20 protein-coding genes are annotated in these 24,777 nt (G+C 64.0%); 10 read left to right on the top strand and 10 right to left on the bottom strand.

Annotation, left to right across the window (positions count from 1 at the left end):
- Positions 1 to 246 precede the first annotated feature (246 nt).
- Complete coding sequence (locus A2Z13_03310) at positions 247 to 918, top strand: hypothetical protein (GenBank protein ID OGP77092.1); 672 nt, start codon at positions 247 to 249, stop codon at positions 916 to 918.
- A 1-nt stretch (position 919) separates the two neighbouring features.
- Here A2Z13_03310 and A2Z13_03305 read toward each other — a convergent pair whose 3' ends face one another.
- The 4 genes from A2Z13_03305 to A2Z13_03290 form a co-directional block, all read right to left on the bottom strand.
- Positions 920 to 2,311, bottom strand: coding sequence for a Fis family transcriptional regulator (locus A2Z13_03305; protein OGP77091.1), 1,392 nt, complete (start codon positions 2,309 to 2,311; stop codon positions 920 to 922).
- Positions 2,308 to 3,759 (bottom strand): hypothetical protein, encoded by a 1,452-nt coding sequence (locus A2Z13_03300; GenBank protein ID OGP77090.1) that lies wholly within the window; start codon positions 3,757 to 3,759, stop codon positions 2,308 to 2,310. Before A2Z13_03300 ends, A2Z13_03305 begins: the two co-directional genes overlap by 4 nt.
- Entirely contained in the window at positions 3,759 to 4,661 is a 903-nt protein-coding gene (locus A2Z13_03295; protein ID OGP77089.1) for a hypothetical protein, read from the bottom strand. The genes A2Z13_03300 and A2Z13_03295 overlap by 1 nt, the downstream gene beginning before the upstream one ends.
- Positions 4,662 to 4,935: 274 nt before the next feature.
- Positions 4,936 to 5,130 (bottom strand): hypothetical protein, encoded by a 195-nt coding sequence (locus A2Z13_03290; GenBank protein OGP77088.1) that lies wholly within the window; start codon positions 5,128 to 5,130, stop codon positions 4,936 to 4,938.
- 107 nt (positions 5,131 to 5,237) lie between these two features.
- On the opposite strand from A2Z13_03290, the gene A2Z13_03285 reads away from it, so the two are divergent.
- From A2Z13_03285 to A2Z13_03270, 4 genes are all read left to right on the top strand, one after another.
- Complete coding sequence (locus A2Z13_03285; protein ID OGP77087.1) at positions 5,238 to 6,497, top strand: hypothetical protein; 1,260 nt, start codon at positions 5,238 to 5,240, stop codon at positions 6,495 to 6,497.
- A gap of 28 nt (positions 6,498 to 6,525) precedes the next feature.
- A complete protein-coding gene (locus A2Z13_03280) occupies positions 6,526 to 7,221 on the top strand; it encodes a hypothetical protein (GenBank protein ID OGP77086.1) in 696 nt (231 codons plus the stop codon).
- 28 nt (positions 7,222 to 7,249) lie between these two features.
- Positions 7,250 to 10,156, top strand: coding sequence for a hypothetical protein (locus A2Z13_03275; GenBank protein ID OGP77085.1), 2,907 nt, complete (start codon positions 7,250 to 7,252; stop codon positions 10,154 to 10,156).
- 163 nt (positions 10,157 to 10,319) lie between these two features.
- Positions 10,320 to 12,848 carry a hypothetical protein gene (locus A2Z13_03270; protein OGP77084.1) on the top strand — a complete coding sequence of 843 codons (2,529 nt, stop codon included), beginning with the start codon at positions 10,320 to 10,322 and terminating at the stop codon, positions 12,846 to 12,848.
- Positions 12,849 to 13,017: 169 nt separating this feature from the next.
- Here the strand turns inward: A2Z13_03270 and A2Z13_03265 are convergent, their stop codons facing one another.
- Complete coding sequence (locus A2Z13_03265; GenBank protein ID OGP77083.1) at positions 13,018 to 13,806, bottom strand: hypothetical protein; 789 nt, start codon at positions 13,804 to 13,806, stop codon at positions 13,018 to 13,020.
- Positions 13,807 to 13,973: 167 nt separating this feature from the next.
- Here A2Z13_03265 and A2Z13_03260 point away from each other — a divergent pair, with 167 nt between their 5' ends.
- Positions 13,974 to 14,576, top strand: a complete 603-nt coding sequence (locus A2Z13_03260) for a hypothetical protein (GenBank protein ID OGP77082.1) — start codon at positions 13,974 to 13,976, stop codon at positions 14,574 to 14,576.
- Here the strand turns inward: A2Z13_03260 and A2Z13_03255 are convergent.
- Complete coding sequence (locus A2Z13_03255; protein OGP77081.1) at positions 14,573 to 15,655, bottom strand: hypothetical protein; 1,083 nt, start codon at positions 15,653 to 15,655, stop codon at positions 14,573 to 14,575. The two genes, A2Z13_03260 and A2Z13_03255, sit on opposite strands and share 4 nt — an antisense overlap.
- Positions 15,656 to 15,779: 124 nt before the next feature.
- On the opposite strand from A2Z13_03255, the gene A2Z13_03250 reads away from it, so the two are divergent.
- On the top strand, positions 15,780 to 17,384 hold the full coding sequence (locus tag A2Z13_03250) for a murein biosynthesis integral membrane protein MurJ (GenBank protein OGP77080.1): 1,605 nt from the start codon (positions 15,780 to 15,782) through the stop codon (positions 17,382 to 17,384).
- On the opposite strand, the gene A2Z13_03245 is transcribed toward A2Z13_03250, so the two are convergent.
- Positions 17,381 to 17,797, bottom strand: a complete 417-nt coding sequence (locus A2Z13_03245; protein ID OGP77079.1) for a hypothetical protein — start codon at positions 17,795 to 17,797, stop codon at positions 17,381 to 17,383. The two genes, A2Z13_03250 and A2Z13_03245, sit on opposite strands and share 4 nt — an antisense overlap.
- A 227-nt stretch (positions 17,798 to 18,024) precedes the next feature.
- Between A2Z13_03245 and A2Z13_03240 the strand changes: the two genes are divergently transcribed.
- Complete coding sequence (locus A2Z13_03240) at positions 18,025 to 18,915, top strand: hypothetical protein (GenBank protein OGP77078.1); 891 nt, start codon at positions 18,025 to 18,027, stop codon at positions 18,913 to 18,915.
- Here the strand turns inward: A2Z13_03240 and A2Z13_03235 are convergent.
- The 3 genes from A2Z13_03235 to A2Z13_03225 are packed head-to-tail and all read right to left on the bottom strand — an operon-like array spanning position 18,902 to position 21,664.
- Positions 18,902 to 19,117, bottom strand: coding sequence for a hypothetical protein (locus tag A2Z13_03235; protein OGP77077.1), 216 nt, complete (start codon positions 19,115 to 19,117; stop codon positions 18,902 to 18,904). The two genes, A2Z13_03240 and A2Z13_03235, sit on opposite strands and share 14 nt — an antisense overlap.
- Positions 19,114 to 19,587, bottom strand: coding sequence for a hypothetical protein (locus A2Z13_03230; protein ID OGP77076.1), 474 nt, complete (start codon positions 19,585 to 19,587; stop codon positions 19,114 to 19,116). The genes A2Z13_03235 and A2Z13_03230 overlap by 4 nt, the downstream gene beginning before the upstream one ends.
- Positions 19,588 to 19,603: 16 nt before the next feature.
- Positions 19,604 to 21,664 (bottom strand): translation elongation factor G, encoded by a 2,061-nt coding sequence (locus A2Z13_03225; GenBank protein OGP77075.1) that lies wholly within the window; start codon positions 21,662 to 21,664, stop codon positions 19,604 to 19,606.
- A 469-nt stretch (positions 21,665 to 22,133) separates the two neighbouring features.
- Between A2Z13_03225 and A2Z13_03220 the strand changes: the two genes are divergently transcribed.
- Positions 22,134 to 24,020, top strand: coding sequence for a hypothetical protein (locus A2Z13_03220; protein ID OGP77074.1), 1,887 nt, complete (start codon positions 22,134 to 22,136; stop codon positions 24,018 to 24,020).
- 38 nt (positions 24,021 to 24,058) lie between these two features.
- Positions 24,059 to 24,607 carry a hypothetical protein gene (locus tag A2Z13_03215; protein OGP77073.1) on the top strand — a complete coding sequence of 183 codons (549 nt, stop codon included), beginning with the start codon at positions 24,059 to 24,061 and terminating at the stop codon, positions 24,605 to 24,607.
- Positions 24,608 to 24,777 lie beyond the last annotated feature (170 nt).

Here is a 24,777-nt window from a genome sequence, read left to right as displayed (position 1 = left end):
ACGCAAACCGGGCGCCGAAATCAACCGTTTCGGAGAGGGGGCTCCTGGATCTTTTCTGGTGCCATGCCTTGGATGGACGAGGGGCCGTATGGGAAAATCCCCAAGCCGAGTGGGAATTTGCCTACTATGTCCACCAACCGGTATTGCGGCATCGTCGGATGAATTGCAAACTTCTTGTTTTCAAAGGAATTGCAGTTAGGCGCATCCTCCTCTTTCTGGGCATGCAACTTGCTGGTAGGAAGCGACATGCCACAGAAGAAAGTGCTCGTCGTCGACGACGATAACCTGATCTGCTGGGCGCTTGAAAAAGACTTTACTGGCCTGGATCTCGATACCTGTATCGTCGGAAACGCAGCGGATGCGCTCGCCGAGCTTCGCAGGCAGCGTTTCGATTACGTGTTCCTCGACATTCACCTGCCGGACATGAGCGGTTTCGAGATCCTCGAGGAGATCGACAAGATCTCGCCGGGCGCAACCGTGATCATCATGAGCGGGGACGCCAGCGAAGTGAACCGGCAACGCGCTTACAACGGCGGGGCGGTGCAATTCCTGGAGAAGCCGTTCGACCTCTCCGAGGTTCACGGCATTTTGAAGAGCACCGGCGAATACGCACAGAAAAGGAAACATGCGAGGCACATCTGCCGCATCCCCCTGCGCATCTCGATCCTAGAGCCCGCTCCCGAAGAAGCCCAGTACGACCTTCATAACCTGAGCGGCCAGATTGTGGATGTCGGTACGGGGGGCTTAAGGCTTCGAACGGAATATCCCCTGAGAGTGGGACAAGGCGTCCGGGCCCATGTCGCCGCCGGAAACGATCCGGTTCTGAAACTCGTCCCTCCGGAAGCCACCGCCGAAGTGGTGTGGGTCGCCACTGCCCAGGACTGCGTCACGGCGGGCCTGAAGTTCCTTTCCTGCTGACTTACTCCAGCCCGAACTTCTTGATCTGGTAGCGGAGGGAGTCGTACGTGACGCCCAGGAGCTTCGCAGCCTGGGTCTTGTTGCCCCCGGTTTTCTCGAGCGCCTGGAGGATGAGGCTTTTTTCCACATCGTCGAGCGACAGTCCCGCATCGGGGAGGGTGATTCCGGAGCCTGCGGACACCGTTCTCGCACCCCCTTTCCCGAACAGGATCTCCTTCGGGAGATGATCGGGGAGGACCCTCTCGTCGCTCTCCAGGACGACGATCCTTTCGACGACGTTCCTGAGCTCCCTCACGTTTCCCGGCCAGCCGTAGGAGAGCAGGAGCTTCTCCGCCTCCGGGGAAAAGCCCTTGATGGCCGAACGATTGTACTTTGTGGAGAAAAATTCGAGAAAATACCGCGCGAGGGGAAGGATGTCTTCCTGCCGCTCCCGGAGCGGGGGGATGTGCAGGGAAAAGACGTTCAGCCGGTAATACAGGTCGATCCGGAACTCCCCCTTTTCCACCGCCTCCTCGAGGTTCCGATTGGTGGTGGTGAACACGGTCGCGTCGATGGGGATGTCGTGTTTCCCCCCCACGTGCCGCACCTTCCTCTCCTCGAGCACCCGGAGGAGCTTGGCCTGGAGGTTCGGCTTCATCTCCCCGATCTCGTCCAGGAGGATGGACCCCTGGGAGGCCAGCTCGAAGACGCCCTTCTTCTCCGTCTTGGCGTCGGTGAACGACCCCTTTTCGTGGCCGAAGAGCTCGCTCTCGATGAGGGACTCCGGAATCGCGGCGCAATTCACCCCGACGAACGGCGCGTACCCGCCGGGACCCTCGCCGTGCATCGCGTGGTGGATGTACCTCGCGAACATCTCCTTGCCGGTCCCGTTTTCCCCGGTGATCAGCACCGAGGGAACGCCGGCCTGCGCCAGCTTCTCGGCCTTCTCCTTCAACTTCTTGACGACCCCGGTACCCCCGATGATCTCGTTGTAAACCAGGTCGGAGCTGATCTTCCGGAGGTATTCGACCTCCTGCTTCAGGTTCCCTTTCTCCACGATCGATGCGACGACGATCTTGACCAGGTCCATGTCGAAGGGCTTGGTCAGGTAATCCACAGCCCCTGATTTCATCGCCTTCACCGCGCTTTCCGCGCTGTCGTCCGACGTCAGCATCACCACCTGGGTCCCGATCCTTTGGTTCGTGATCTCCTTCAGGATGTCCATCCCGCTGATGCCGGGCAGCTTGAGGTCGAGCATGACGATGTCGGGGGAGAACGACCGAATTTTTTCGACGGCCTCGCCCGGATCGGTTTCCGCTTGGACGTCGTACCCCTCGCCCTTCAACGCCCTCGCAAGCATGGATACGATGAGGTCGTCGTCGTCCAGGAGGAAAACACGGCCTTTTGTCTTCATGCCGTCGACCCGGCAGCGGTTTTCAGGGGCAGTTGAATTTTAAATACGGTTCCGCCGGACGGTTTCCCTGTTGCCGTTATGGAGCCTCCGTGCTGCTCGATCAACTGCCTGGAGATCGCGAGCCCCAGCCCGGTCCCCTTGGGCTTGGTGGTGAAGAACGGCTGGAAGATCTTGTCGGCGTTCTCATCACTGATCCCCCTGCCCGTGTCCGAGATCTCGATATGGATGAGGTCGGACCCTTCTTCGAGGAACGTCCGGACTCCCAGTGTCCCTCCGCCCGGCATGGCGTCGAGGGCGTTCAGGACGAGGTTCAGGAAAATCTGCTGCAGCTGCATCGGGTCGGCCATCGTGTCCGGAAGCGGTTGAAGATCCTTCTCGATCCGGATCCCGTCGGGTCGGCCCGGCGAGATCGACCGGCTCTTCACGTAGAAGGTGAGGATGGTATTGATCAGGTTGTTGACGTTCAGTTCCGACATCTGGGGTTTCGCCGGCCGGGTGAAGTTCAGGAAGTTTTTCATCAGCGATTCGAGTCGCGCGACCTCCTGGCCCACCTTCTTTACAACCCCCCGGTCTTCCTCGGACAGGCCGGCTTCTTCGGACAGGACCTGCATCGCCACCTTGATTCCCGCGAGCGGATTCTTGATCTCATGGGCCAGCCCCGCCGCCAGCTCGCCTACGATCACCATCTTCTCCGTGCGCTGCATCTTCAACATCTGCTCCTTCAGGGAAGTCGCCATCTCGTTGAACGAGGTGGCCAGCTCGCCGAACTCGTCCTTCAGCCCCTCCACGCGGTGCTCCAGATCCCCGCCTTTCAGCTTCCGGGTGGACTCCAGCAGGACCTTGACGGGGCGCGTCAGTCCCGAGATGAAGATGAACCCGAGGAACGCGGATACCAATGGACCAAGCGCCACGAGCCCGTAGAGGATGTTCTTGGTGAGCTCGATCCTGTTCATCGCCTTTTTGGTAATCTCCCCGAGCCGGGAGGTCGTGATGTCGATCATGTCCCGGACTCTTGTGGTCAGCTCCTCCCCGACCTGGAAGGCAGCCTCCGCCTCCGCCTTCAGCCGCGAGGGGTTGGCGCGAATGGTCAGGACCCTGCTCAGGCCCTCCTTGTACTCCTTCGTCCGCCTCTTCAGCTCCTTGAGCCTTTCCGTCCCCTGCTCGGAATGATGGCAGTCGAAGCAGGTATCGATGATGTCCCCCATGTTGACGATATTGCGGAACACGGTATCGAACGTCCTCTCGTGGCTCGTGTCCTTCAGGGTCAGATCCGTCTGGATCCGCTGGATCTGGACGAGATAGTGCTCCCGCAGGATTTCCACCTGGTGGAGCGTGATCAGCCGGTCGAGATCCGCCGTGGCGGTGCGGATGGTGTGGACGACGTACACGCCGGCCAGCAGGAAGACAACGGAATAAACGGTTAGTCCTAGGACGATCTTTCTTTTCATCAGTCGTTGATGTAGTCGTAAGTGGCGAGGTTCTGGTGGATCTCTTCCGCATACTTCACGACGATGGCGTAATCCGCGTTCGCGGTTTCGATGAATTTCTGCGCACCGAACTGCTCCAGCACCTTCTTCCCTTCCGGATCCAGGTGCATGTTCAGCAGCGTATCCCTCATCCGGATTCGCAAGGATTCGTCGATCTCCTTCCGGAGGGCGAGGCCGTTCTCCGGCACTTCGGGGGATTTTTCCAGGATCACCAGCTCGTTCGCAATCCGGGGGTCCGCCTTCGCGAGCCGGTTGAAAACGGTATTCTTGGCGGCTCCGATATCGGCCTTGTTATTGAGCACGTCGAAGACGACGTCCTCGTGCGTCCCGGCGAAATAGCATTCCCCCAGGTATACTTTGCAATTCGATATCCCGTGAGAATGAAAGTACGCACGCGTGAGAAGGTAGGCGGTCGTCGCCTTGTCCACGAAGGCGAACCGCTTCCCCTTCATGTCCCGGAAGGTTTTTATCCCGCTGTCCTTCCTCACGAAGATCAACCCGTGGTAGGTCGAAGCGTTGTCGAGAGCCAACGGGCGCGCGAGGACTTCCACGCCCAGCTTCGCGTGGGCCAGCGCGTAGGCGAAGCTTCCGAAAAAGGCGCCGTCCATCCCCGCCAGCCGGAAATTGTCGATGATGTTCCCGTACCGCGGGAAGATTTTCAGCGTGACCCTCAAGCCTGTTTTCCCGGAGAGATAACCGGCCATGGGCTCGTACCGCTCGAGCTGCTTGAAGATGTTCAGCTCGGGAATCAACCCGATCAGGAATTGTTCCCGCGGGGGGACCTTCGCCTGAGACGGTTTTTCCTCCCGGGAACAACCTGAAACGGCCAGCAAGCACATCGAAAGGATCAACCAGCGCTTCATTTTTTTCGACGCGTTCCCATCCGCTGGGTGCCGGTGGGATCGCGCCCTCTTATCTCCTCGCCTATCCGGGAAAAAGCGGTCTTTGGGATGGTTGGCGTCCGGAACGGCATATTTTTTTATTTTAGCCCTTCATAAACCCCATCGGGGCACTTATTTTCTCGCGGCAAGGGTTCACGCACCCCTATGGATGGACGGAGAAGAATCCCGGGCCGGGGGCGCGGTCTTGCTTTCCTCGAAGAGGAATTCATGTACAAGTGCAACACCTTGGATGGATCTAGGGGCCGTACGGGAAAATCCCCAAGCCGATCGGGAATTTGCCCACCATTTCAACCAACCGGCATTTCCGCATCGCCTGATGAATTGCTAACTTCTTGTTTTTCAAGTAATTATAGTTAGGTGCATCCTTCTCTTTCAGGGCATACAACTTGCTAGCATAAAGCGACATGCCACAAAAGAAAGTACTCGCCATCGTCGACGATAACCGTCGAAGGTCAGCACATCCTGCCGGAAAAGGATCTTCACTCTTCCGCTTTCAGCGCGCATTCCGCGTTCACACCAACAGGAGGTAGGGGCGTAATGAAAGGAAAGAGATGGCTCTTCCCCGTCGTGCTTCTCCTTCTCTTCCTGGCTCCGGGGCCGGCCCGCGCGGCGGACGTCCGGTTCCAGAGCTCGACGCAGTACCTCTGGTACAACGACCCGTTCCTGGATAAAAACCAGAGCGACGTCGTGGAGTACCTCAAGATCGGCGCGACGGCGATCGACAACGCCGGCCGGTTCAGCGCCTTTGGGTACGGCCGGGTCTCCAAGCAGCTCGGCGCCGGCCAAGATGGAGTCTTCAGCGACTCGGACGATATCCTGGGCCGGCTCTACTACCTTTACGTGAACTACGCCCTTCCGGGGAGCCGCGGGGACATCCGGCTGGGGCGGCAATTCGTCGTCGTGGGCGCGGGTGCGGGGACGATCGACGGCGTCAGGGTCGACGCACGCAACCTGGGTCCCGTGGCGCTCTCGGCCTTCGCCGGGTACGACGTGCGGTTCCGGGAAACCACCGACCTGAGCCGGGCCGGGGACTTCCTCCTCGGGGCCTCGGCGGGCGCGTCGTTCCTCAAGGACGGGACGGTCCTCCACAACACGAATATCGAGCTGAGCTACCTGCGGAAGTACAACGATACCGACATTGTCCGGGAGATGCTGGGAGTCCACGCCGACCAGGGATTCTACAAGAAGGCGAAGGCCTACGTGGACTGGCGCTACGACATCCTGCACGAGGCCAGCAGCGAGCTCCTCGCGGGCGTAAAGCTCATCCCCTTCACCAGCCTGCTCACGATCACGGGGGAGTACTTCCAGTCGTACCCCAACTTCGACGCCGACTCGATCTTCACGGTCTTTGCGGTCACACGGTACAAGGAAGTACTGGGGCGGGTGGATTACATCGTCACTCCCCAGGTGACCCTCTTCGGCTCCTACACCCGGGCCGACTATGAAGGCCCGACGGCGGACATCGGCTCCCTGGGCGCCCGGTTCCGTCCGAAGCAGGTCGAGGGGCTCGGGATCCGGGCGGCCGTGGACGTCCGCCGGGGATACCCCGGGGACCTGACCGGCCTCGACCTCTCGGCCGACTACACCTTCAAGAAAGCAAACCTCGCAGCGGGGGTCGCCTACGACGTCTTCCAGAGGGATTCGATGACGGACGACTTCTCGGCGAAGAAGTACTGGGCGGGGGGATCGTACGAGGTGCGGAAGAACATGACCGCCAGGCTCCGGGTGGAAGACAAGGTGACCCGCCAGTCCGAGAACGAATTCTCGGGACGGGTCGCCTTGGATGTACGCTTCTGACGCCCGGTCGATAGAGGAGGAAAGACACTTGAAAAATCCGCTGATTCGCATCTTCCTGATCCTTCTCCCGGCGGTCATGATCGCGGTCACGGCGTTCGGCCGGGAGGACCACAAGGCCTACCGGGAGCTGAAGCTCCCCGAATGCGCCGAATGCCACAAGGATTCCGGGATCCAGCCGAACCACGGCAGCGGTTGGGACAAGGAGCACCGGGTCCTCGCATCGCGGCCCGACGCCCTTTGCGCTGAATGCCACGACCAGGGGACATGCCAGGACTGCCACAAGGGCGGGGGCATCAACGCGAATCTCTCCCGGAGCCAGTACAAGCGGGACATCAAGCCCGACAGCCACCGCAGCGACTGGGTCTCCATCCACCCGATGCAGGCCCAGACGAACCAGCAGCAGTGCGCCCGCTGCCACGAGCAGCAATTCTGCTCGAACTGCCACACGCGGCTTGGGCTCGCCAACCGGTCGGTCAAGGACCACAACCTGAGCGCCCCGTCGGGGCAGCGGTACACCGCCTCCTTCCCGGACGGGCACGCCGCCGAGGCCAGGCGCAACCTGGCGTCGTGCCAGTCGTGCCATCCCGAGGGGGACGTCTGCCTCACCTGCCACTCGGCCAGGACGGGGAACCTGCGCGTCAACCCGCATCCGAAGGATTTCAAGGCGAACCGCATCCGGTCCAAGAGCAACAACCGCTCGTGCCGGGTCTGCCATGACTTTTAACCGATATCCACCGACGGAGGGTTTCTACATGAAAAGGATCGGAATGCACATCACCGTCACCGCAAGTTTTCTCCTTCTGGCCCTCCTGGCCAGTTGCGGCGGGTCCGGGAACCGCGAAGGGGCGATCGGTCCGGGAGTCACCCCGACGGGGACGGTCCAGAAGGGAGACCCGGCCCTCGCCGCCGCCGGCGGCTACATCGGTTCGGAAGCGTGCAAGAACTGCCACCCGGACCAGTTCACCGGCTGGTCGAAGTCGCTCCACAACGCGCCGCTGAAGACCGTGGCCGAGCTTGGCGACGCCATCTTCGTCAACGACGCGAACGGGAACGGGCAGGACGACTTCAAGGACACGCTCGACTTCAACAGCCCTGCCACCGACAGCCTCATCGAGGCGAACGCGAACGGGACCGCCCTGAAGAACAGCCGCCCCAACGCACCGATCCTCAAAATCGTCAACGGGAAGCACATCATCAGCATCGCCGGCGTGGAGTTCGAGGTCCAGAGGACGCAGGGCGGAAACGGGTACTGGAAGCAACGGTACCACACCAAGGTCGGCAAGAGCTACTACATCTCCCCCGTCCAGTACAACGAGGTCACGAAAAAGTACGAGGCGTACAACGCCACCCATTGGTACAGCGGGACGAACACCCCCCGGTACACGCAGGCCTACGGCACCGACAACCTGGTCGCCCAGTTCGGCGCGCTGAACGCGACGGCGACCAAGCTGGGGACGGCGAGGTCCTGGGAGAACCGGTGCGCGGGTTGCCACCAGACCGGGCTGTCCCTCGCCTCCCAGACCCAGGCATACGCCGGCGCCAACGTCTCCGAGGTCGTCTCCGGCTACGTCGAGCTCAACATCGGGTGCGAGGCTTGCCATGGGCCGGGCGCCCAGCACGTGAACAGCAGCGGGAACCCGGCCTTCATCACCAATCCCGCGAATCTCGAGCGCCTCGGGGTCGCCGGCATCCGGCTCGCCGACCAAGTTTGCGGCAACTGCCACCAGCGCGGCGAGGGGAACGCCACGCTGGCGGGGATGTCGCTCAACCTCGAGTTCCCGGCCCGCCTGGTCGGGGGCGTCCTTACGTTCCCGTTCCCGGGCGAAAGTTCGATCGACAACTCCGCGGGAAATCCCTTCGTCATCCTCAACACAACGACGGCATACTACGGCGCCGCGTCCCCCACGCTGAGCATTTATACGGCATACCGGAACTGGTACTTGGGATACAACTTTCCGAAGTACATCGCATCCCTGCAGCACCACCAGGCGTGGACCGACCTGGAGCAGGGGCCGCACGGGCCCGACAAGAGCACCGACACCACCTGCTGGGGATGCCACAATCCGCATAAAGCAGCTGGGAACCCGAAGGCGAACCCCGGAGACGACCACCAGATCAAGGATTCCGTCACCCGGGATGGCGTGACGTTCGCGACGAAGGATTCCGACAACAGCCTGTGCCTCGCTTGCCACGCTGACGATTTCAGCCTGACGCCCAACGACGTCAAGTCCAACCCCGCCGCCGTCCGGACCGCGGTGGTCCGGCACATCGGAGAAGAGGCCGTCATGGCCCAGGCTCCCTACGACCCTGAGGGGACCGGCGTCGGCCGGTGCTCGACCTGCCACATGCCCAAAACCTCCTCATCGGCGATCCGCAAGACCTTCGGGCTCGGGCTGCAGGAAGGGGACATCCACAATCACTCGTTCAACATCATCTGGCCCAGCGTGAACGTCGTGGCCTACGACAACGGGCAGCTCAAGGTGAACGCCGCGATGGTCAGCTCCTGCTACGGCACGACCCCGTGCCACAGCAACGACCCCGCGAGTCCCAAGTACGTCAAGCCGCTCGCGGAATGGTCGAGGTCGGGCCACGCCGACTTCACCGGCGAGCCGTTCCGCCACTGGGACGTGGACGGGTCCATTCCGACCTCCTGCGCCAAGTGCCATAGCAAGTACGGCTACATCGACTTCGTGAAGGACGGGGTCGTCAACACCTCCGCCAAGCTGGGCAGCAAGATCTCCTGCGCCGCCTGCCACAGCAGTGACGGCGACGGGACCACGCGGTACGCCCGGCGCGCCGCCGGCGACGCGCTCGACAACGTGGTCTTCCCCTCAGGGGTAGGGAAGACCCTGGCCGATGCCAGCAACCTGTGCATGGTCTGCCACCAGGGCCAGGCCTCCAAGGTCCAGGTGGACACCGCCATCGCGAACGATCCCCTGGACAACTCGATCAACAACCTGACGTTCATCAACATCCACTATTTCGCCGCCGCGGCGACCTTCTTCGGCACCGAGGTCAGGGGCGGCTACGAATACGACAACCAGGTCTACTCGGGAAGGCTCGTCCACACCCCCGCCCGCGACACGTGCATCGAGTGCCACATGGGCAGGACGGCCGACCTGAACGAGAACAACCACACGATGTTTCCGAAGACGGAGTACTGCGCGGTCTGCCACCTGTCGGTCCCGGTGCCGGACAACGCCGCCGATGCGGCCCGCTTCCGGTCGATCAGGTTCCCTCCACTGGGGGGGACCGACTACAACGGGAACGGAAACGTAACCGAGGGGATCTACCGTGAGATCTGGGGCACCGGCGTCAATGGCACCGACAACGTCGTGAACCGGCTGCTGATTGCCATCCAGGCGTATGCGGCGGCGAACCGGCCGGCGCAGATCGCCTACGACCCGGCAACATACCCATACTGGTTCAAGGACAACAACGGGAACGGCAACGTCGACGCGAACGAGGCGGTCTTCGCAAACCGGTACAACGTCTTCGATGCCAAGCTGCTCCGGGCGGCCTACAACTACCAGGTCGTCCAGAAGGAGCCGTGCGGCTACGTGCACAACCCGAGGTACGTCCTCCAGCTTCTCTACGACTCCATCCGGGACCTGGACCCGGCCGCCGCAGGCACGCCCACGTTGCTCACCCGGCCGTGACCGGGCCGGCAGGAAAGGATCCGAAAAAAAGCCCCCGCTCCGGCGGGGGCTTTCCCATCGACGGGCAGGAGGACCTCAATATGTCGTGCGCGCGGGCGCGGACCCGTTATCGATTGTCATGCTTCACCGTTGTTAACAACCAACCAGACCAAAGGAGGAAAAGATGAGGAAGACGCTTTTATGGTTAGGGCTTTTCTCGCTGATCGTGCCGCTCCTGTTCTTCGGATGCAGCGGTTCGGATGGCGCCGCCGGCGCTCCCGGCGCTCCCGGCGCCGCCGGCCCTCCCGGTCCTCCCGGCGGTCCCGGGCCGGCGCTCCAGTCGAATGAGACCTGCTTCCTCTGCCACTCCGCGGGGCAACCGTTCAGCGTCCACGCGATGCACCGCCTCAACCCGACGACCGGGAACCCCCTGCCCACCGGTTCCGCAACGATCACCATCACTTCCGTCGACTTCGGCGCGCCCAGCGGGGACAACGTTCCCGTAACGGTGAACTTCACCTTCGCTGCGAGCGACGCCAACGGAGTCGACATCACCCCCAGCATCGACCTGCGTACCAAGTCCGGCTCCGGGATCAATGACAATCTCGCCTTCGTGTCGTTCCTCCTCGCCAAGATGGTTCCCGGCACGAACGGGGGCGCCGACGAGTGGAACGGCTTCGTGTTAACCCCCGGGGCGAGCGGCAGCGGGCCCTTCAGAGCGAACCGGCCCGACGGAGCCGCCGGAGCGGTCTTTACCGGAACTCCCGCCACCGGCGTCTACTCCTATACCTTCCCGACCACCGCCGTCCGCGTTTCGGACGGTTACGCCGATAACGTGCTCGTGCGGGCGGGAACACAGTTTTCAATAGGAAATCCCAATACGCTCAATACGGCAACTCTCAATCTCTTCACGACCGACACGTACTACCACACGACGTCCCGCAGAAGGCCGGCCGCGAACGCATTCCTGGACGTGGTGCCCCCGGTCGGCGGGGGGACGGGTGCGATTCCGGCGCCGGGCGCGTATCCCGCCAAGAACGACGTCTCCACCTCAGCCTGCAACGTGTGCCACGACCCGCTGGCGATCCACGGCGGCGGCCGCCGCGAATACAAGTTCTGCCAGATCTGCCACAATGCCAAGCTCGAGATCGCCGGCAACCCGGCCGGCGGGGGCTGGGATAACGCCAACCTGGTCAACCTCGTGCACAAGATCCACAACCACACCCCCAACACCCCCGGCCTCGTCCAGAATATCGGCGAACTCGGCAACTTCAGCGAGGTGACCTATCCCCAGGACATCCGGAACTGCACGAGGTGCCACCAGGGGACGGATGCCGACAACACCTACGCCAACTGGCAGAACCGGCCGACGCGCACGGGGTGCGGCTCTTGCCACGTCAACGTCAACTTCGCGACCGGCGGCGGTCACGGCATAGGCAGCATCCAAACGACTGACGCCAATTGCGTTTTTTGCCATCCGCCATCGGGTACGCTGCTTGCCATAAAGGAAGCCCACGCCACAGAGAACGCGACGCCCAACAACCCGCAGCTTCCCGGCACGCTGGTAAGCTTCGAGTACGGGATCGACAACGTCACGGTGGACGAGGGCACCAACGTGGCGACGATCAAGTTCTGGATCAAGAAGGACGGCGCTTTCGTGAATCTCGGCAGCACCACGATCACCCGTCCCAGCGGTTTCAGCGGCGGCCCGAGCTTCCTGTTCGCCTATGCGCTGCCGCAGGACGGGGTCGCAGAACCCCTTGACTACAACAACCTCGGCAGGACCGCGGGGCAGCCGGAGAGTCTCTCCATCATCGGCCTGCCGATCGTCGCGTTCGACAACGTCGGGTTCACGCAATATTCGGTACAGAGGGCGAACGCGTTCCCGGTCGGCGCGCAAATGCGGGCGGTCGCCCTCCAGGGGTATTTCACCCAGACCAACGGGGCGGACGTGGATGGCATCCCTGGACTGGATAACGTCGGCCGCCACACCTTCTCGGTCGTGAAACCGGTCACCGGCGACCGGGTCCGCCGCGTGGCCGTCGAGAGCGGTTACACCAACAGCAACAATCCGATTACCGGGACGCCGGTCGGCTGCCTGGAGTGCCACGAGATCTTCGAGGGGCACGGCGGGAACCGCGTCAGCAACGCGCAGGTCTGCGTGATGTGCCACAACCCCAACCTGTCCTCCAGCGGCCGCACCATCACGGCCAGCCCGATCAACCCCGACATCGTGGCCCTCTTCGGGAGCAATCCGCTGCAGTACCCCGAAGTCTCCAACAACTTCAAGGAGCTGATCCACGGGCTGCACGGGGCCGCCAAGCGGACCACCAACTTCGTGGACATCCGCAACCGCCTGGACGGCGTCCTCCTCCAAGGGGACGAGATCGCCTTTCCCGGCGACCTGACCCACTGCGGGAAGTGCCACTTGAACAACCTGTACCAGAACATCCAGACGACCGGCCGTTTTCTGACTACCGCGAAAACCACTACGGGCGCGGATAATACCGCGGCTAATATCAACGCGGCCCGGGCCAGCGTGCCGAACGCCACCGACCTGGTGAACACGCCGGCGACATCGGCGTGCGGTCATTGCCACGATTCCGACACGGCAAGAAGCCACTTCATCGCGATGGGCGGGTCGATCAGGGAGCCGCGCGGCGTGGCGGGTGTCACAGTGCCGCAGCTGTCGCTGGAATTCGTAGCTCCATAGGAGAAGGTCGGGAAACCGACCTTAAGAGCATCACCGGTTCGAGAACCCCCGGCCCCCGAAAGGAGCCGGGGGTTTTTTTTAAGCCACGAACCGAGGATCCGGGTGGAAGGAACGGAACGAGCGCCGGGGACGCGGGGCGGGACGTCGAACGATCCGGCGCCTGTCGCGCCTACCTGCCGGTGAACCTGGGCTTCCGCTTCGAAAGAAACGCCTTCTTCCCCTCGATCAGGTCCCCGCTCTCCATGCATCGGCGGATGAACGCCTCGGCCTCTTCCGCCTCGCCCGGGGGCAGTCCGCGGAACACCATGCACATGGAAAGAATCCGCTTGGTGCCGCGGATGGAGAGCGGCGCGTTGTCCGTGATCTCCCGCGCCATTTCGTACGTCACCTGCTCAAGCTCCTCGGGGGGGCAGACGCGGTTGACGAGCCGCAGATCCACGGCGCGGCGGGCGCTCACCTTGCGCGCGGTGTAGAAGAGCTCCTTGGTGGCGGGCAGGCCGATCACGTGGACAAACCGCATGAGCCCCGCCGGCCGGTAGATGATCCCGAGGCGGGCCGGGGTCATCCCGAAGGCCGCCTGGTCCGAGGCCACGCGGATGTCGCAGGCGACCGCCAGTTCCAGGCCGCCGCCGAAGGCGAACCCGTTGAGCATGCCGATCACCGGGGCGGGAAACGATTCCACCGTGCGGATCATGTCGTCGAAGGGGTTCGAGGAGAGCAGTACCTGCGCCTCGCCGGACCCCCCTGCGGGGATCGCCGTGATGTCGTACCCCGCGCAGAACGCCTCCCGGCCTTCGCCCCGCAGGACGACGCACCGGACATCCTCCGCCGCCAGACTCTCAAACGTTTTTCGGAGCTCTCCGAGGATTTTCAGGTTGAGCGCATTCTTTTTCGCCGGGTTCGAGAGCGTGACGGTCGCCACCTTCCCGTCCCTCGCGACGATGACCTTTCCTCCCATGGTCCCTCCATTGCCCCCCTCGTCGGGGCATTCGTATCTTTTATATGGAAAAAAGAACGGGCGCGCAATACGGAGACGGGGGACATTGACAACCGCGAAGCGGGCAATTATAATTTCAAAACGCTATTTTATCTTTGCCATCATCCTTTGGAAGGAGGACCCGCGACATGGCACAGGAATATCCGAAAGAGGTGAAGGTCAAGGACGGGAGCACGGTGGTGCTGCGCCCCTTCGAGAAAAAGGACAAGGACGCGCTTTTCGCGTTCTTCGCGAGGCTCCCCGAATCCGACCGGTTGTTCCTGAAGGACAACGTCACCGATCCCTCCGTCGTCGAGCGCTGGGCGACCGAGCTGAACTACGAGAAAGTCTTCCCCATCCTCGCGTGGAAGGGAAACGATGTGGTTGCGGACGCCACGCTCCACAAGAACCTCGGCGGCTGGATGAAGCACGTGGGCACCATCCGGATCGTGATCGCCCCGGAATACCAGAGGAAGGGGCTGGGGAGCGTCCTCGCGAACGAGCTGTTCCTCCATGCCCTCAAGTCCGGCCTGGAGAAGATCGTGGCGGAGATGATGGAGACCCAGCAGGGGGCGAAGAAAGTCTTCGAGAAGCTGGGGTTCAGGCAGGAGGCCGTGCTTCGAGGGCACGTGCGCGACCAGATCGGGGTCCGTCACGACCTGCTCGTCCTGACGAAGGATCTGGAGGAGTTCTGGGCGAACATCCAGACCCACGAGTACTTCTCCTACCCCGCCCGCGAGATGGAGGGCTAAACCGCCTCCAGGACAGCGAGTGCGGCTGCCGCCCCGGATGCCGCCTTCTCGATGGCGCGCGCGGCAGGCGCATCCGGATTCCGTGAGACGAGGGGGTGGCCCTCGTCCGAGGCTTCCCGCAGCTCCATCTGCAGGGGAACCTCGCCGAGGAACCGGAGCCCCATCTGCTTGCAGGTCTCCTCTGCCCCGCCGTGGCCGAAGATCTCGCTCCTGCCCGCGCAGTGCGGGCACAGGAAGTAGCTCATGTTCTCGATCACGCCCAGGACGGGGATCCCCACCTTCTCGAACATCCGGACCGCCTTCTTCACGTCGATCAGCGCCAGGTCCTGCGGCGTCGTCACGACGATGGCCCCCGCGACCGGGGTCATCTGGACGAGGGAGAGCTGCACGTCCCCTGTGCCGGGGGGAAGGTCGATGACAAGGTAGTCCAGCTCCCCCCACTTCGTGCCGTGGAGGAACTGCTCCAGGACCTTCATCAGCATCGGTCCCCGCCAGATGACGGGGGTGTCATCCTCAAGCATGAACCCGATGGAGAGCACCTTCATCCCGTTGTGCTCCGCGGGGAGGATCATCCCGTCCTCTCCCTTCAGCTGGTGGCCTTTCAGGGACAGGAGCGTGGGGATCGAGGGGCCGTAGATGTCGGCGTCGAGCAGTCCCACGCGGGCTCCCGCCCGCTGCAGCGCCACCGCGATGTTCACGCTCATCGTGGATTTGCCGACCCCGCCCTTGCCCGACGCGACCGCCAGGATGTTCCGCACGCCGGGGACGGGGCGCCTTCCCTCCATCGGGTCCTTCGCGGCCCGCACGTCCGCGGAAACGCGCACGTCCACCGCGGAAACCCCGGGGATCGACCTCACGGCCCCTTCCACCGCCGCCGCGATCTCCGACTTCATCGGGCAGGCGGGAGTGGTCAGAACGAGATCGAGCGAGACCGTACCTTCCGACACCGCCACGTTGCGGATCATGTTCAGGGTCACCAGGTCCTTCCCCAGCTCGGGGTCCATGACGTTCCCCAGCGCCGCAAGGACGGTCTCCTCCGTAACCGTGTTCGCCCGTTCCTTTTTTCCGAAGAGGCCCATTCCGATTCTCCTTGGCTGTTTTCAATCCCACCCTATGCCTTGGGGGCTTCCCCCTCCTTGACCCGCATCAAGCGCGGGTTTTTTCCAGTGGAGCGCCCCACCCGCTTCGATTATAGTCACATCGATGTCCCCTTCCGCCCGGAAACAGATGGGCCGCGCGGCGGCCCTCATGATGGCGTCCGTTTTCCTGAGCCGCATCCTGGGGTACGCCCGCGACGCGGTCATCGCCTACCAGCACGGGGCGACCCCCGAGACCGATGCTTTCTTCGCCGCCTTCACGATCCCCGATTTCCTCAACTATCTCCTTGCGGGCGGGGCCCTTTCGATCACGTTCATCCCGATCTTCGCCCGAACCCTCGCGGAGGGAAGGGAGGCCGAAGGGCATCGTTCCTTCTCGACGATCGCCACCATCATGGGCGTCGCGATGCTCTTCTTCGTGATCCTCGGGGAATTCCTCGCAGAACGTTTGATTCCATTGATCGCCCCCGGGTTCCCGCCGGACCAGATCGCCATCGCCGCAAGGCTCACGCGGATCGTCCTCCCCGCGCAGATCTTCTTCTACCTGGGAGGGCTGCTGATGGCCGTCCAGTACGCACGGAACCAGTTCTTCCTCCCCGCCACCGCTCCGCTGATCTACAATGCCGGGATCATCGCCGGGGGGCTTGCCCTGGGACCTTTCCTCGGGATGGCCGGATTCGCCTGGGGAGTCCTCATCGGTTCGTTCCTCGGGAACTTCGCCATTCAGCTCTACGGGGCCCGCAGGTCGGGCCTGGAATTTTCCCCGCGGCTCGACTTCGCCGACCCCGGGTTCCGGGAGTTCGTCCGGCTCTCGATCCCGATCATGCTCGGGTTCTCCCTGGTGGTCGTCGACGAGTGGATGACCCGGCTCTTCGGCTCGTTCCTCCTGGCGGGGGCGATCACCTGGCTCAACAACGCGCGGCGGCTGATGCAGGTGCCCATCGGCATCTTCGGCCAGGCATCGGGGGTGGCCTCCTACCCGTTCCTTTCGGCGCAGGCCGCGCGGGGAGAGAAGGAGGCGATGTGGGAAACGCTGTCGGCGACGCTTCGGTGGGTCTTCTTCGTCTCCTGCGCGGCGGCCGCGATCACCGGCGTCCTCTCCCGGGAGGTCGTGCTGGCCGTCTTCAAGCGCGGCGCGTTCACCATCGACGACACGATTTCGACCGCCTCCGCCCTTACCGCCTTCGCCATCGGGATCCCGTTCTGGTGCGGGCAGGCGATCGCCTCGCGCGGGTTCTTCGCCATGAAGGACACCTGGACCCCCACGCTGGTCGGGACCGGAGCGTGGCTTTTGAGCCTTCCCGCCTACTACTTCCTCCGGCAGAATTTGGGCGTCTTCGGACTGGCGCTGGCAAGCAGCATCGGCATTTTCCTCCACGCCACGGCGCTCTACGGAATCCTCATGGGGAAGACCGTAGGGAAGAAGGGGCTCGGGCAGATCCTCGAGTACTCGAAGATGGCGTTGTCGGGGGGAGCCGCCGCCCTTGCCGGATCGTATGCGATGGGAATTTCCTCCCGGTGGGTTTCCTGGGAAACGTTTCCGGGGGCGGTCCTCCGCTTCGCCGCCGGAGGGGCGGTCATCGCGGCGGTCTACTTCCTCTGCGCCCTCCTGTTGCGCAGCGGGACGGCAAAATCGATCCGGAGAAGGAGCGACGTCTTCCATCCTCCCGGGCCGCCCGAGGCAGAACCCCCTTCCGCGCCGCCTGCCTAAAAACGCATGTAGGTGTCGCCGCCGGACAGGGCGCGCCGCAACCCCTCCTCGTCGGCAAGATTGAATCCCACGTTGCAGCTCCTTCGGCCGAAGAGCGCCTTGGTCCCTCCGACGATCCCCACGCGTGCCAGCTCGATCCTGCGGACCTTGAGACCCAGCGCCTTTTTTCCCCACTGGCGGACCTTCAGGAGCAGGAGCCCCGCCCAGACCTTCTTCGCCCTCCCGTCGCACACCACGCCCACGATCCGCACCGGCTCCCCGCTGCCGGGTCCCATGTGCCGGCGCACCTCGTTCAGCGCCTTCGCGGTCGAGCGCGCGACGACCACCGCGTAGCCGCTTTCGGCGGCCATCCGCTCGATCTCTTCCTGCGCCGGCCGGGCCAGGCAAAACGGGAGCAGCAGGATTTTTCGCATATGCGGCGCCCATCCTCCCTGCGTAAAATATCCACCATCATAACCCGATTCGGCGAATCACGCGCCACAGGCACGGAAGGCGCTGCACCGCGGGAAGGGCCCGCTGCGCCGGACTCTCCTGTGGTATGCGCCTTCCGTCCGAGGCGCATAATGCAACCGGGGGACAGGCCCCCCTGCGAGGCAGCGGAGCCGGTTGCGGCGAAACGGAACGCAATAGAGGGAGGCGGATGATCCAGCGGCTCACCGAACGGATATGGCTGATCGAGGGCGGCAAGGGCGGGCGGTATCCGTACGCCCATTCGCTCTATCTTCGCGACGGGGGCGGGGTGCTGTTCGACTGCGGATCGGACCTCCAGGACATCCTCCGCCTGAAGAAGGAAGAGGGATTGAGGGTCATCGTGATGACCCACTACCACGAGGACCATTTTCACTTCCTCCACCTGCTGCCGGAGGTGGAGGTGTGGGCGACGGAGGAGGACGCGCCCGCGCTGGAATCCTTGGAGGTCCTGCTGGACCGATACGGCGTCGTGGGGTCGGAGTGGGACCCGTTCTTCCGGAATCTGCTCACGGAGAAATTTTCCTTCCGGCCCCGCCGGATCGCCCGGCGGATCGCCGACGGGGAGCGCCTTCGGTTCGGCCGCACCGAGGCGGTCGCCGTGATCGCGCCCGGGCACACCCCCGGCCATCTGTGCCTCCTGTTTCCCTCCGTCGGTGTCCTGTTTCTCGCCGACTACGACCTCACCGATTTCGGTCCCTGGTACGGCGACAAGCCCGGAGGCATCGAGGCGTTCCGCCGCTCTGCGAAACGGCTGGCGGAGATCGGCTCCGGGATCCATGTCGTCTCCCACGAGATCGCCGTCCACCGGGGAAACATCGGCCCCAAGATGGACGCGTACCTCTCTCACATCGACCGCCGGGAAGAGACGCTGCGCGATTTCCTGCGGCAGCCGCACAGCATAAGGGAGATCATCGACCGCAGGATCATCTACGGGGAAGGGCATCCGGGCCCGTGGTTCGATTACGGAGAGTGGGCGCTTTTGTCCAAGCACCTGGAAGGAATGCTCGCAAGGGGAGAAGCGGCCCGCGAGGGGGACCGGTACGTCGCTATTTCGCCTTGAGGACGGCGTTCAGCTCGCGGCAGACCTGTGCGGGATCCAGCCCCTTGTGCCAGGACGTATAGAGGATCGTCTCCAGCCGGTTCGAGCGGCACTGCAGGCACTCCGCTCCGAAGAGCTCCTTGACCTTTCCCCGGACGGCGGGGTACTCCTTGAGGACGTCCCCCACCATCATTTCCGGTTTGATGAGCCCTTCCCTGGTCATTTCGGCTTCCTCCCCCGCGTCGTTTTCCTCTCCATTATAGCAGGGGTCTCCGCCGCGGACCGGACGTTCAGGATATAGTAGGTCGCCGAGCCGAAGGCGACGACCTCGCCCGCCTCGTTCCGGATCTCCGTGGCCCCTGCCGCGATCGTCCTCCCGAGCCGGAGGATGTTCCCGTGCGCTGTGACCGTCCCCTCGGGGACGGACTCTAAAAAGTTCACCTTGTACTCCACGGTGGTCATCCTCGAAGAGAGCGGCATCACGCTCCGCAGCGCGGTGGCCACCGACATGTCGACCAGCGCCCCGATCACTCCGCCGTGCAGCGTCCCCCCCGAATTTTTCAGGACCGGCCGGATCCTGCACTCCATCACGCTCTTTCCGCCGCCCGAGGACAGGAGCCGCATCCCCATGAGCTTCACGAAGGGAAACGTGTTCACGCGCTGCTTGTAGAACTCCTCGTCGAAGGTCTTCATTCCGCCTCCAGCGCTTCTAGGCCCGATCGTAGTGCGAGAATTTCATCAGGTACGTCCCCCTCCCCTGCGACAGGGAACGGAGGGCCGTCACGTACCCGAACATTTCCTTCAGCGGCACCTGGGCGCTGAGGAGGCTCGCCTCCTGCCGCCGGTCCACCAGGGTCACGCGCCCCCTCCGGGAGTTGATGTCGCCGATGACTCCGCCGAGGAACTCGTCCGGCACATGGATCTCCACCTCCATGATCGGCTCCAGCAGGTACGGCCTCCCCTTCTCGCAGGCGATGAGGAAGGCTCGAACGGCCGCCACCTTGGCCACAAGCGGCGACGCGGTCCCGGAGAGGAACTCCACGTGGGAGACCTCCACCGTTACGTCGTCCACGGGGTACCCGAGGATGCCCGTGAACGTCCCTTCGCGGACCCCCTGCTCCACCGCGTCGGCCGCCTCCTGGGGAAGGGAAAGCAGCCGCAGCCGGTCGGAGATCTTCACGCCGGAGCCGCGGGGGGCAGGCCGCACGGAGAGGGCGATCTTGACGCTCACCAGCCGCTCCGCAATCTCCCGCTCGAAGACCGTCTCCGCCTCGCCCGCCTCGGAGACCGTCTCCCGGTAGACGACCTGCGGCTTCCCCGTGCGGACGGCGAGCCCGAAGTCCCGCGCCAGCCGCTCCACCAGCACTTCCAGGTGGAGCTCTCCCATTCCCGACAGGAGGATCTGGCCGGTGTCGGCGTCCTCCCTGCACGAAAGGGTGGGATCCTCGTCGATGATGTTGTCCAGCGTGTCCCTCAGGCGGTCCATGTCGCGAAGGGTCCTCGGCTCCACGGCGATCGACACCACCGGCTTCCGGATCTCGATGGATTCGTAGACGATGGGAACCTTCGGATCGGAGAGCGTGTCGCCGGTGCGCGCCGATTTCACCCCCATGGCTCCGACGATGTCCCCCGCCCTCGCCTCCTCGATCCGCTCCTTCTTCGCCGCGTGGATGCGGAACAGGCGCGCGATCTTTTCTTCCCCGCCGGTCGTTGCGTTGTACACCACGTCCCCTTCCGACACCTTTCCGGAGTAGACCCGAAGGTAGACCGTGCGGCGCCCCTCTTCGATCAGCACCTTGAACACGAGCGCCGAGAAGGGGGCCTGCGGGCTGGGTTCCCGTTTCGCGGGGACTCCCGTTCGGGGATTGTCCCCTCTCATGGGGGGGGCCTCCACGGGGGACGGCAGGAAGTGGACGATCCCGTCCATCACCGGCTGAATCCCCTTGTTGCGTAGCGCGGCGCCGGCGTACACGGGGAAGAAACGTGCAGCGATCGTGCCTTTGCGCACCGCCCCCCGGAGCAGCGGGAGGGGGATCTCCTCGCCGGCAAGGAATTTTTCCGCAACGGCGTCGTCGGCGTCGGCCGCCGCCTCCAGCAGTGCCTCGCGATAGCGGGCGACGCCCGTTTTCTCTTCGTCCGACAAGGGCGCTCGCCGGACTTCCGACCCCTCGCCGTTTTCCGAAAACTCCAGCCGCTCCATGGTGAGGAGGTCGGCCACGGATCGGAATGCCCCGTCCAGGAAGAGCGGAACGGTCACCGGCACCCCCCGGGCGCCCAGATTCTTCTTCATCTCCGCGATCACCCGGTCGAAGTCCGCGCCCGGACGGTCGATCTTGTTGATGAAGGCCAGGCGGGGGACACGGTGCCGGTCCGCCTGTCTCCATACCACCTCGGACTGCGCCTCCACGCCGGCCACCCCCTCGAAGATCACCACGGCGGCATCCAGCACACGCAGCGAGCGTTCCACCTCGATCGTGAAGTCGACGTGTCCCGGCGTGTCGATCAGGTGGACCTCCGCCCCCAGCCAGGAAAACTGGGTCACCGCCGCCGTGATCGTGATCCCGCGCTCCCGCTCCTGCGGGAGGTAGTCCATCTGGGCGTCCCCCTCGTGGACCTCCCCCATGCGGTGGGTGACCCCCGCGTAGAACAGCACACGCTCCGTGAACGTCGTCTTCCCGGCGTCGATGTGGGCGATGATCCCGATGTTGCGGACCTTTTCTATCGCCGCCAAGTCAGAAATTACCCCGGAAGAGGTTGAAGGTGGACGCATCGGGGATCTTCCGGTCCTCCCGCAGTGCGATAAAGATCGCCCCGATCTCTTGCGGGGGAACGTGCCGCACGTCCACGTAAAAATCCTGAATCCCCGCGGCGCGGATCTCGTGCAGGGCCCCGGAGGCGGAGAACGGCCGCACGGGCCGGAGGGTCGAACCCCGTTCGTCCACCTCGACGGTGAACCGTTCCGCCCTCGGACTCACGACTTCCCCTCCCCGGACCCCACCGGCGGGGACCAGCCGGGAAATCATGAGGGGGATGGATGCGTAGGCCACCGCGATTCCCAGCCCGTGCAGATATTTTCCCACCGCCCGGAGGGAGGAAAGCGGCGCCTCGATGGGGAGGACCATCCGCGAAGCGCCCATCCGGGACAGGACGGACAGCGCCCCCATGTTGAAGGCATACAGGTAGGAATCGCTGATCAGGGTCACTTCCCGCCGCAGGTCGAACCCGGAGAATAGCCCGAAATGGCCGACGTCGGAAACCACCCATCGCCGGTGCCCCTTTCGGACCGCTTCCTTGACGGTCCGCCGGAGAAACGCGGCGTCGGCCTCCAGGAAGGGCGCCGGCAGCCGGAGGTAGGCCCGGTTCCGGAACGCTCCCTGGCCGGCCGGAGAGGGATCCCGCGCGAGCCCGCGGGAAAATTCCACAACGGGAACGATCTCTTCTCCCGCGGGAAGGTACGCCAGCTGGTCGGCCCGGCAGCCGGTAAAGAAAACCGCCGGAATCTTCTCCTGTCGGTTCCCCGCCACACGGAGCGCGGGGAGGATGGAGAGGCGCAGCTCCTTTCCTGCGAGATAGAAATCCTTGTCGAACTTCCGGGCGGCCTTGACGAACAGGGCCTCCACGTCGGGCCAGGAAACCCCGGCGCCGTGCCCCTCGACGCGGATCTCCCCCAGCGGGAGGTCGCAGTGGTAGACGGCCGCCAGCTTTCCTTCGGCGTCGGGTGGAAGCCTGCTCCCCGCGGAGTCCCTCCCTCCCGAAATACGGAAGGAGAACGATTGCTTCACCCTCCCGTAAGCCGCTTCGACGGCGACGACCGTCTCCCCGACGACAACGTGGAAGCGCGCCCCCTCCGGCCGGATCGCATCCATTTCCTTCCTGGCCTGGCGGGTGATCTCCGCGCGTCCTCCGCCTCCCACGCGGAACAGGAGATCCCCCGGGGAAACGGGGAAAGGAACCGTCACGTAGAAGCCGCGCGGATCGGCCCTCATCGAAAGCGCCGTGAAGCCCTTCCCCGAGCCGTCGCTCTGGAACTGCACCCGGAGCCGGTCTCCCCGCGAAACAGGCACCTCTCCGGGGAGAAACGCCCACCCGTCGCGAACCTCGCGGATGGCGCCCAGCAGTTCCCCCACGTTCCCGGTGCTTCCCCCCGCGACGACCTCGCCGGGGAACGCCCCCCCCGTGAGCCCCCGCGTTTCTTCCCGGCCGATCACTTCGGACAGGATCTTCCTTCCCTCTGCGACACCCTCCGCGGGCTTTCCCGAGCGGATGAGGTCCAGTGCGGTCCGGTAGGCGGACACCACGCCGGCGACGTACTCCGCGCTTCGCATCCGCCCTTCGATCTTGAAGGCGGCAAACCCCAGCGGGACGAGCTCCGGGAGGAGATCGACCAGGGAAAGGTCGCGCGTCGAAAAAACCGCCTCCTCCCCCCCTTCATGTCCGTAGAGGCGCCGGCACGGCTGCACGCACGCCCCGCGGTTGCCGGACTTGCCCCCGAGATAGGAGGAGAAGAAGCACTTCCCCGAATAGGAGTAGCACATCGCGCCGTGCACGAAGATCTCGACGTCGACCCGGGATCGGGCGACGATCTGCCGCACCTCCTCGAGCCGCAGGTGGCGTTCCAGGATCACCCGTTCCGCTCCCAGTCGGGCGAATTCCCCCGCGGCCGCGGCCGAGGCGCACCCTGCCTGCGTGCTGACATGGAGAGAGATCCCGGGGAAGAACTCTCGCACGATCCGCAGGAGGCCCAGGTCCTGCACGATGACGGCGTCGGGGAGAAGGGGCGCCGCCTGGTGCAGCATCGCGATCGCCTCGGGGAGGTCGGCCTCCGTGAGGACGGTGTTCATCGCAAGGTAGACGCGAACCCCGCGCTGCCGCGCGTGCGGCAGGACGCGGCAGAGCTCCTCCAGCGTGAAGTTCTCCGCCCGCTCGCGGGCGCTGAACTTCTGGAGGCCGAGGTAGACCGCGTCCGCCCCCGCCGATACCGCGGCGAAGTACGCCTCCACGGAGCCCGCTGGAGCCAGGAGCTCGGGAAACAGCGGGCCGCCCGAAGGCTTTGCGTCCCTGTTTTTGTCGGAAGAGGGCTTCAAGTTGACATTCATCTTACATCCGTTAGACTGGCCGGGGAATAGCGGTCCGTCGGGAAAAAACCAACGGGGAGACCAGAGACATGCATTGGATTCCGGCAATCGTCGCGGTGGCCGTCGTGGCCTGGTTCGTCGGGACGTACAACCGGCTCGTCCGGCTGCGCAACCAGATCCAGAACGCCTGGCACCAGATCGAGGTGCAGCTGAAGCGCCGCCACGACCTCATCCCCAACCTTGTCGAGGTCGTCAAGGACTACATGACCTATGAACAGGAGACGCTTACCCGTGTGGTCGAGGCGAGGGGCACGGCCGTCTCCGCAAAGGGGGCCGCCGCGCAGGCCGAGGCGGAGAACGCTCTCACGGAATCGCTGAAAAGCCTCTTCGCCGTCGCGGAGAACTACCCGGATCTCAAAGCCAACCAAAACGTGGCGTCGCTGCAGGAAGAGCTGACCGGCACCGAGAACAAGATCTCCTTCGCGCGCCAGTACTACAACGATTCGGTAATGACGTACAATAATACGATCCAGTCGATCCCCTCCAACGTGATCGCATCGGTGTTCGACTTCAGGCCCTCGGAATATTTCACCGCCGGAGAGGAAGACAAGGCCGTCCCGAAAGCCGACCTGAGGTAAACCCATGGGGGGGGACACTCCTCGACGCGAGACTCGAGATCGGAATGTCCCCCAAACCTTCGGGCGATCGTGTCCCAAGTGCGGGACGCAAAATCCCGCCGACGCGGTCTACTGCAACCTCTGCCAGGAGCCTTTCGCGCACAGGGGGTTCTCGTCCCTGCGCCCCGTGC

The sequence above is a fragment of the Deltaproteobacteria bacterium RBG_16_64_85 genome, assembly GCA_001798885.1.
GTDB lineage: Bacteria > Desulfobacterota > Deferrimicrobia > Deferrimicrobiales > Deferrimicrobiaceae > FEB-35.
The sequence above is the reverse complement of the archived record's forward strand: the minus strand, read 5'-3'. Positions and strand labels throughout refer to the sequence as shown.

Excerpts from the sequence above, each read along its gene's own strand:
- A2Z13_03310 (OGP77092.1), top strand. The coding sequence starts at position 247 with ATGCCACAGAAGAAAGTGCTCGTCGTCGACGACGATAACCTGATCTGC.
- A2Z13_03305 (OGP77091.1), bottom strand. The coding sequence starts at position 2,311 with ATGAAGACAAAAGGCCGTGTTTTCCTCCTGGACGACGACGACCTCATC.
- A2Z13_03300 (OGP77090.1), bottom strand. The coding sequence starts at position 3,759 with ATGAAAAGAAAGATCGTCCTAGGACTAACCGTTTATTCCGTTGTCTTC.
- A2Z13_03295 (OGP77089.1), bottom strand. The coding sequence starts at position 4,661 with ATGAAGCGCTGGTTGATCCTTTCGATGTGCTTGCTGGCCGTTTCAGGT.
- A2Z13_03290 (OGP77088.1), bottom strand. The coding sequence starts at position 5,130 with ATGGCGAGTACTTTCTTTTGTGGCATGTCGCTTTATGCTAGCAAGTTG.
- A2Z13_03285 (OGP77087.1), top strand. The coding sequence starts at position 5,238 with ATGAAAGGAAAGAGATGGCTCTTCCCCGTCGTGCTTCTCCTTCTCTTC.
- A2Z13_03275 (OGP77085.1), top strand. The coding sequence starts at position 7,250 with ATGAAAAGGATCGGAATGCACATCACCGTCACCGCAAGTTTTCTCCTT.
- A2Z13_03270 (OGP77084.1), top strand. The coding sequence starts at position 10,320 with ATGAGGAAGACGCTTTTATGGTTAGGGCTTTTCTCGCTGATCGTGCCG.
- A2Z13_03265 (OGP77083.1), bottom strand. The coding sequence starts at position 13,806 with ATGGGAGGAAAGGTCATCGTCGCGAGGGACGGGAAGGTGGCGACCGTC.
- A2Z13_03260 (OGP77082.1), top strand. The coding sequence starts at position 13,974 with ATGGCACAGGAATATCCGAAAGAGGTGAAGGTCAAGGACGGGAGCACG.
- A2Z13_03255 (OGP77081.1), bottom strand. The coding sequence starts at position 15,655 with ATGGGCCTCTTCGGAAAAAAGGAACGGGCGAACACGGTTACGGAGGAG.
- A2Z13_03250 (OGP77080.1), top strand. The coding sequence starts at position 15,780 with ATGTCCCCTTCCGCCCGGAAACAGATGGGCCGCGCGGCGGCCCTCATG.
- A2Z13_03245 (OGP77079.1), bottom strand. The coding sequence starts at position 17,797 with ATGCGAAAAATCCTGCTGCTCCCGTTTTGCCTGGCCCGGCCGGCGCAG.
- A2Z13_03240 (OGP77078.1), top strand. The coding sequence starts at position 18,025 with ATGATCCAGCGGCTCACCGAACGGATATGGCTGATCGAGGGCGGCAAG.
- A2Z13_03235 (OGP77077.1), bottom strand. The coding sequence starts at position 19,117 with ATGACCAGGGAAGGGCTCATCAAACCGGAAATGATGGTGGGGGACGTC.
- A2Z13_03230 (OGP77076.1), bottom strand. The coding sequence starts at position 19,587 with ATGAAGACCTTCGACGAGGAGTTCTACAAGCAGCGCGTGAACACGTTT.
- A2Z13_03225 (OGP77075.1), bottom strand. The coding sequence starts at position 21,664 with ATGCGTCCACCTTCAACCTCTTCCGGGGTAATTTCTGACTTGGCGGCG.
- A2Z13_03220 (OGP77074.1), top strand. The coding sequence starts at position 22,134 with ATGGCCGACGTCGGAAACCACCCATCGCCGGTGCCCCTTTCGGACCGC.
- A2Z13_03215 (OGP77073.1), top strand. The coding sequence starts at position 24,059 with ATGCATTGGATTCCGGCAATCGTCGCGGTGGCCGTCGTGGCCTGGTTC.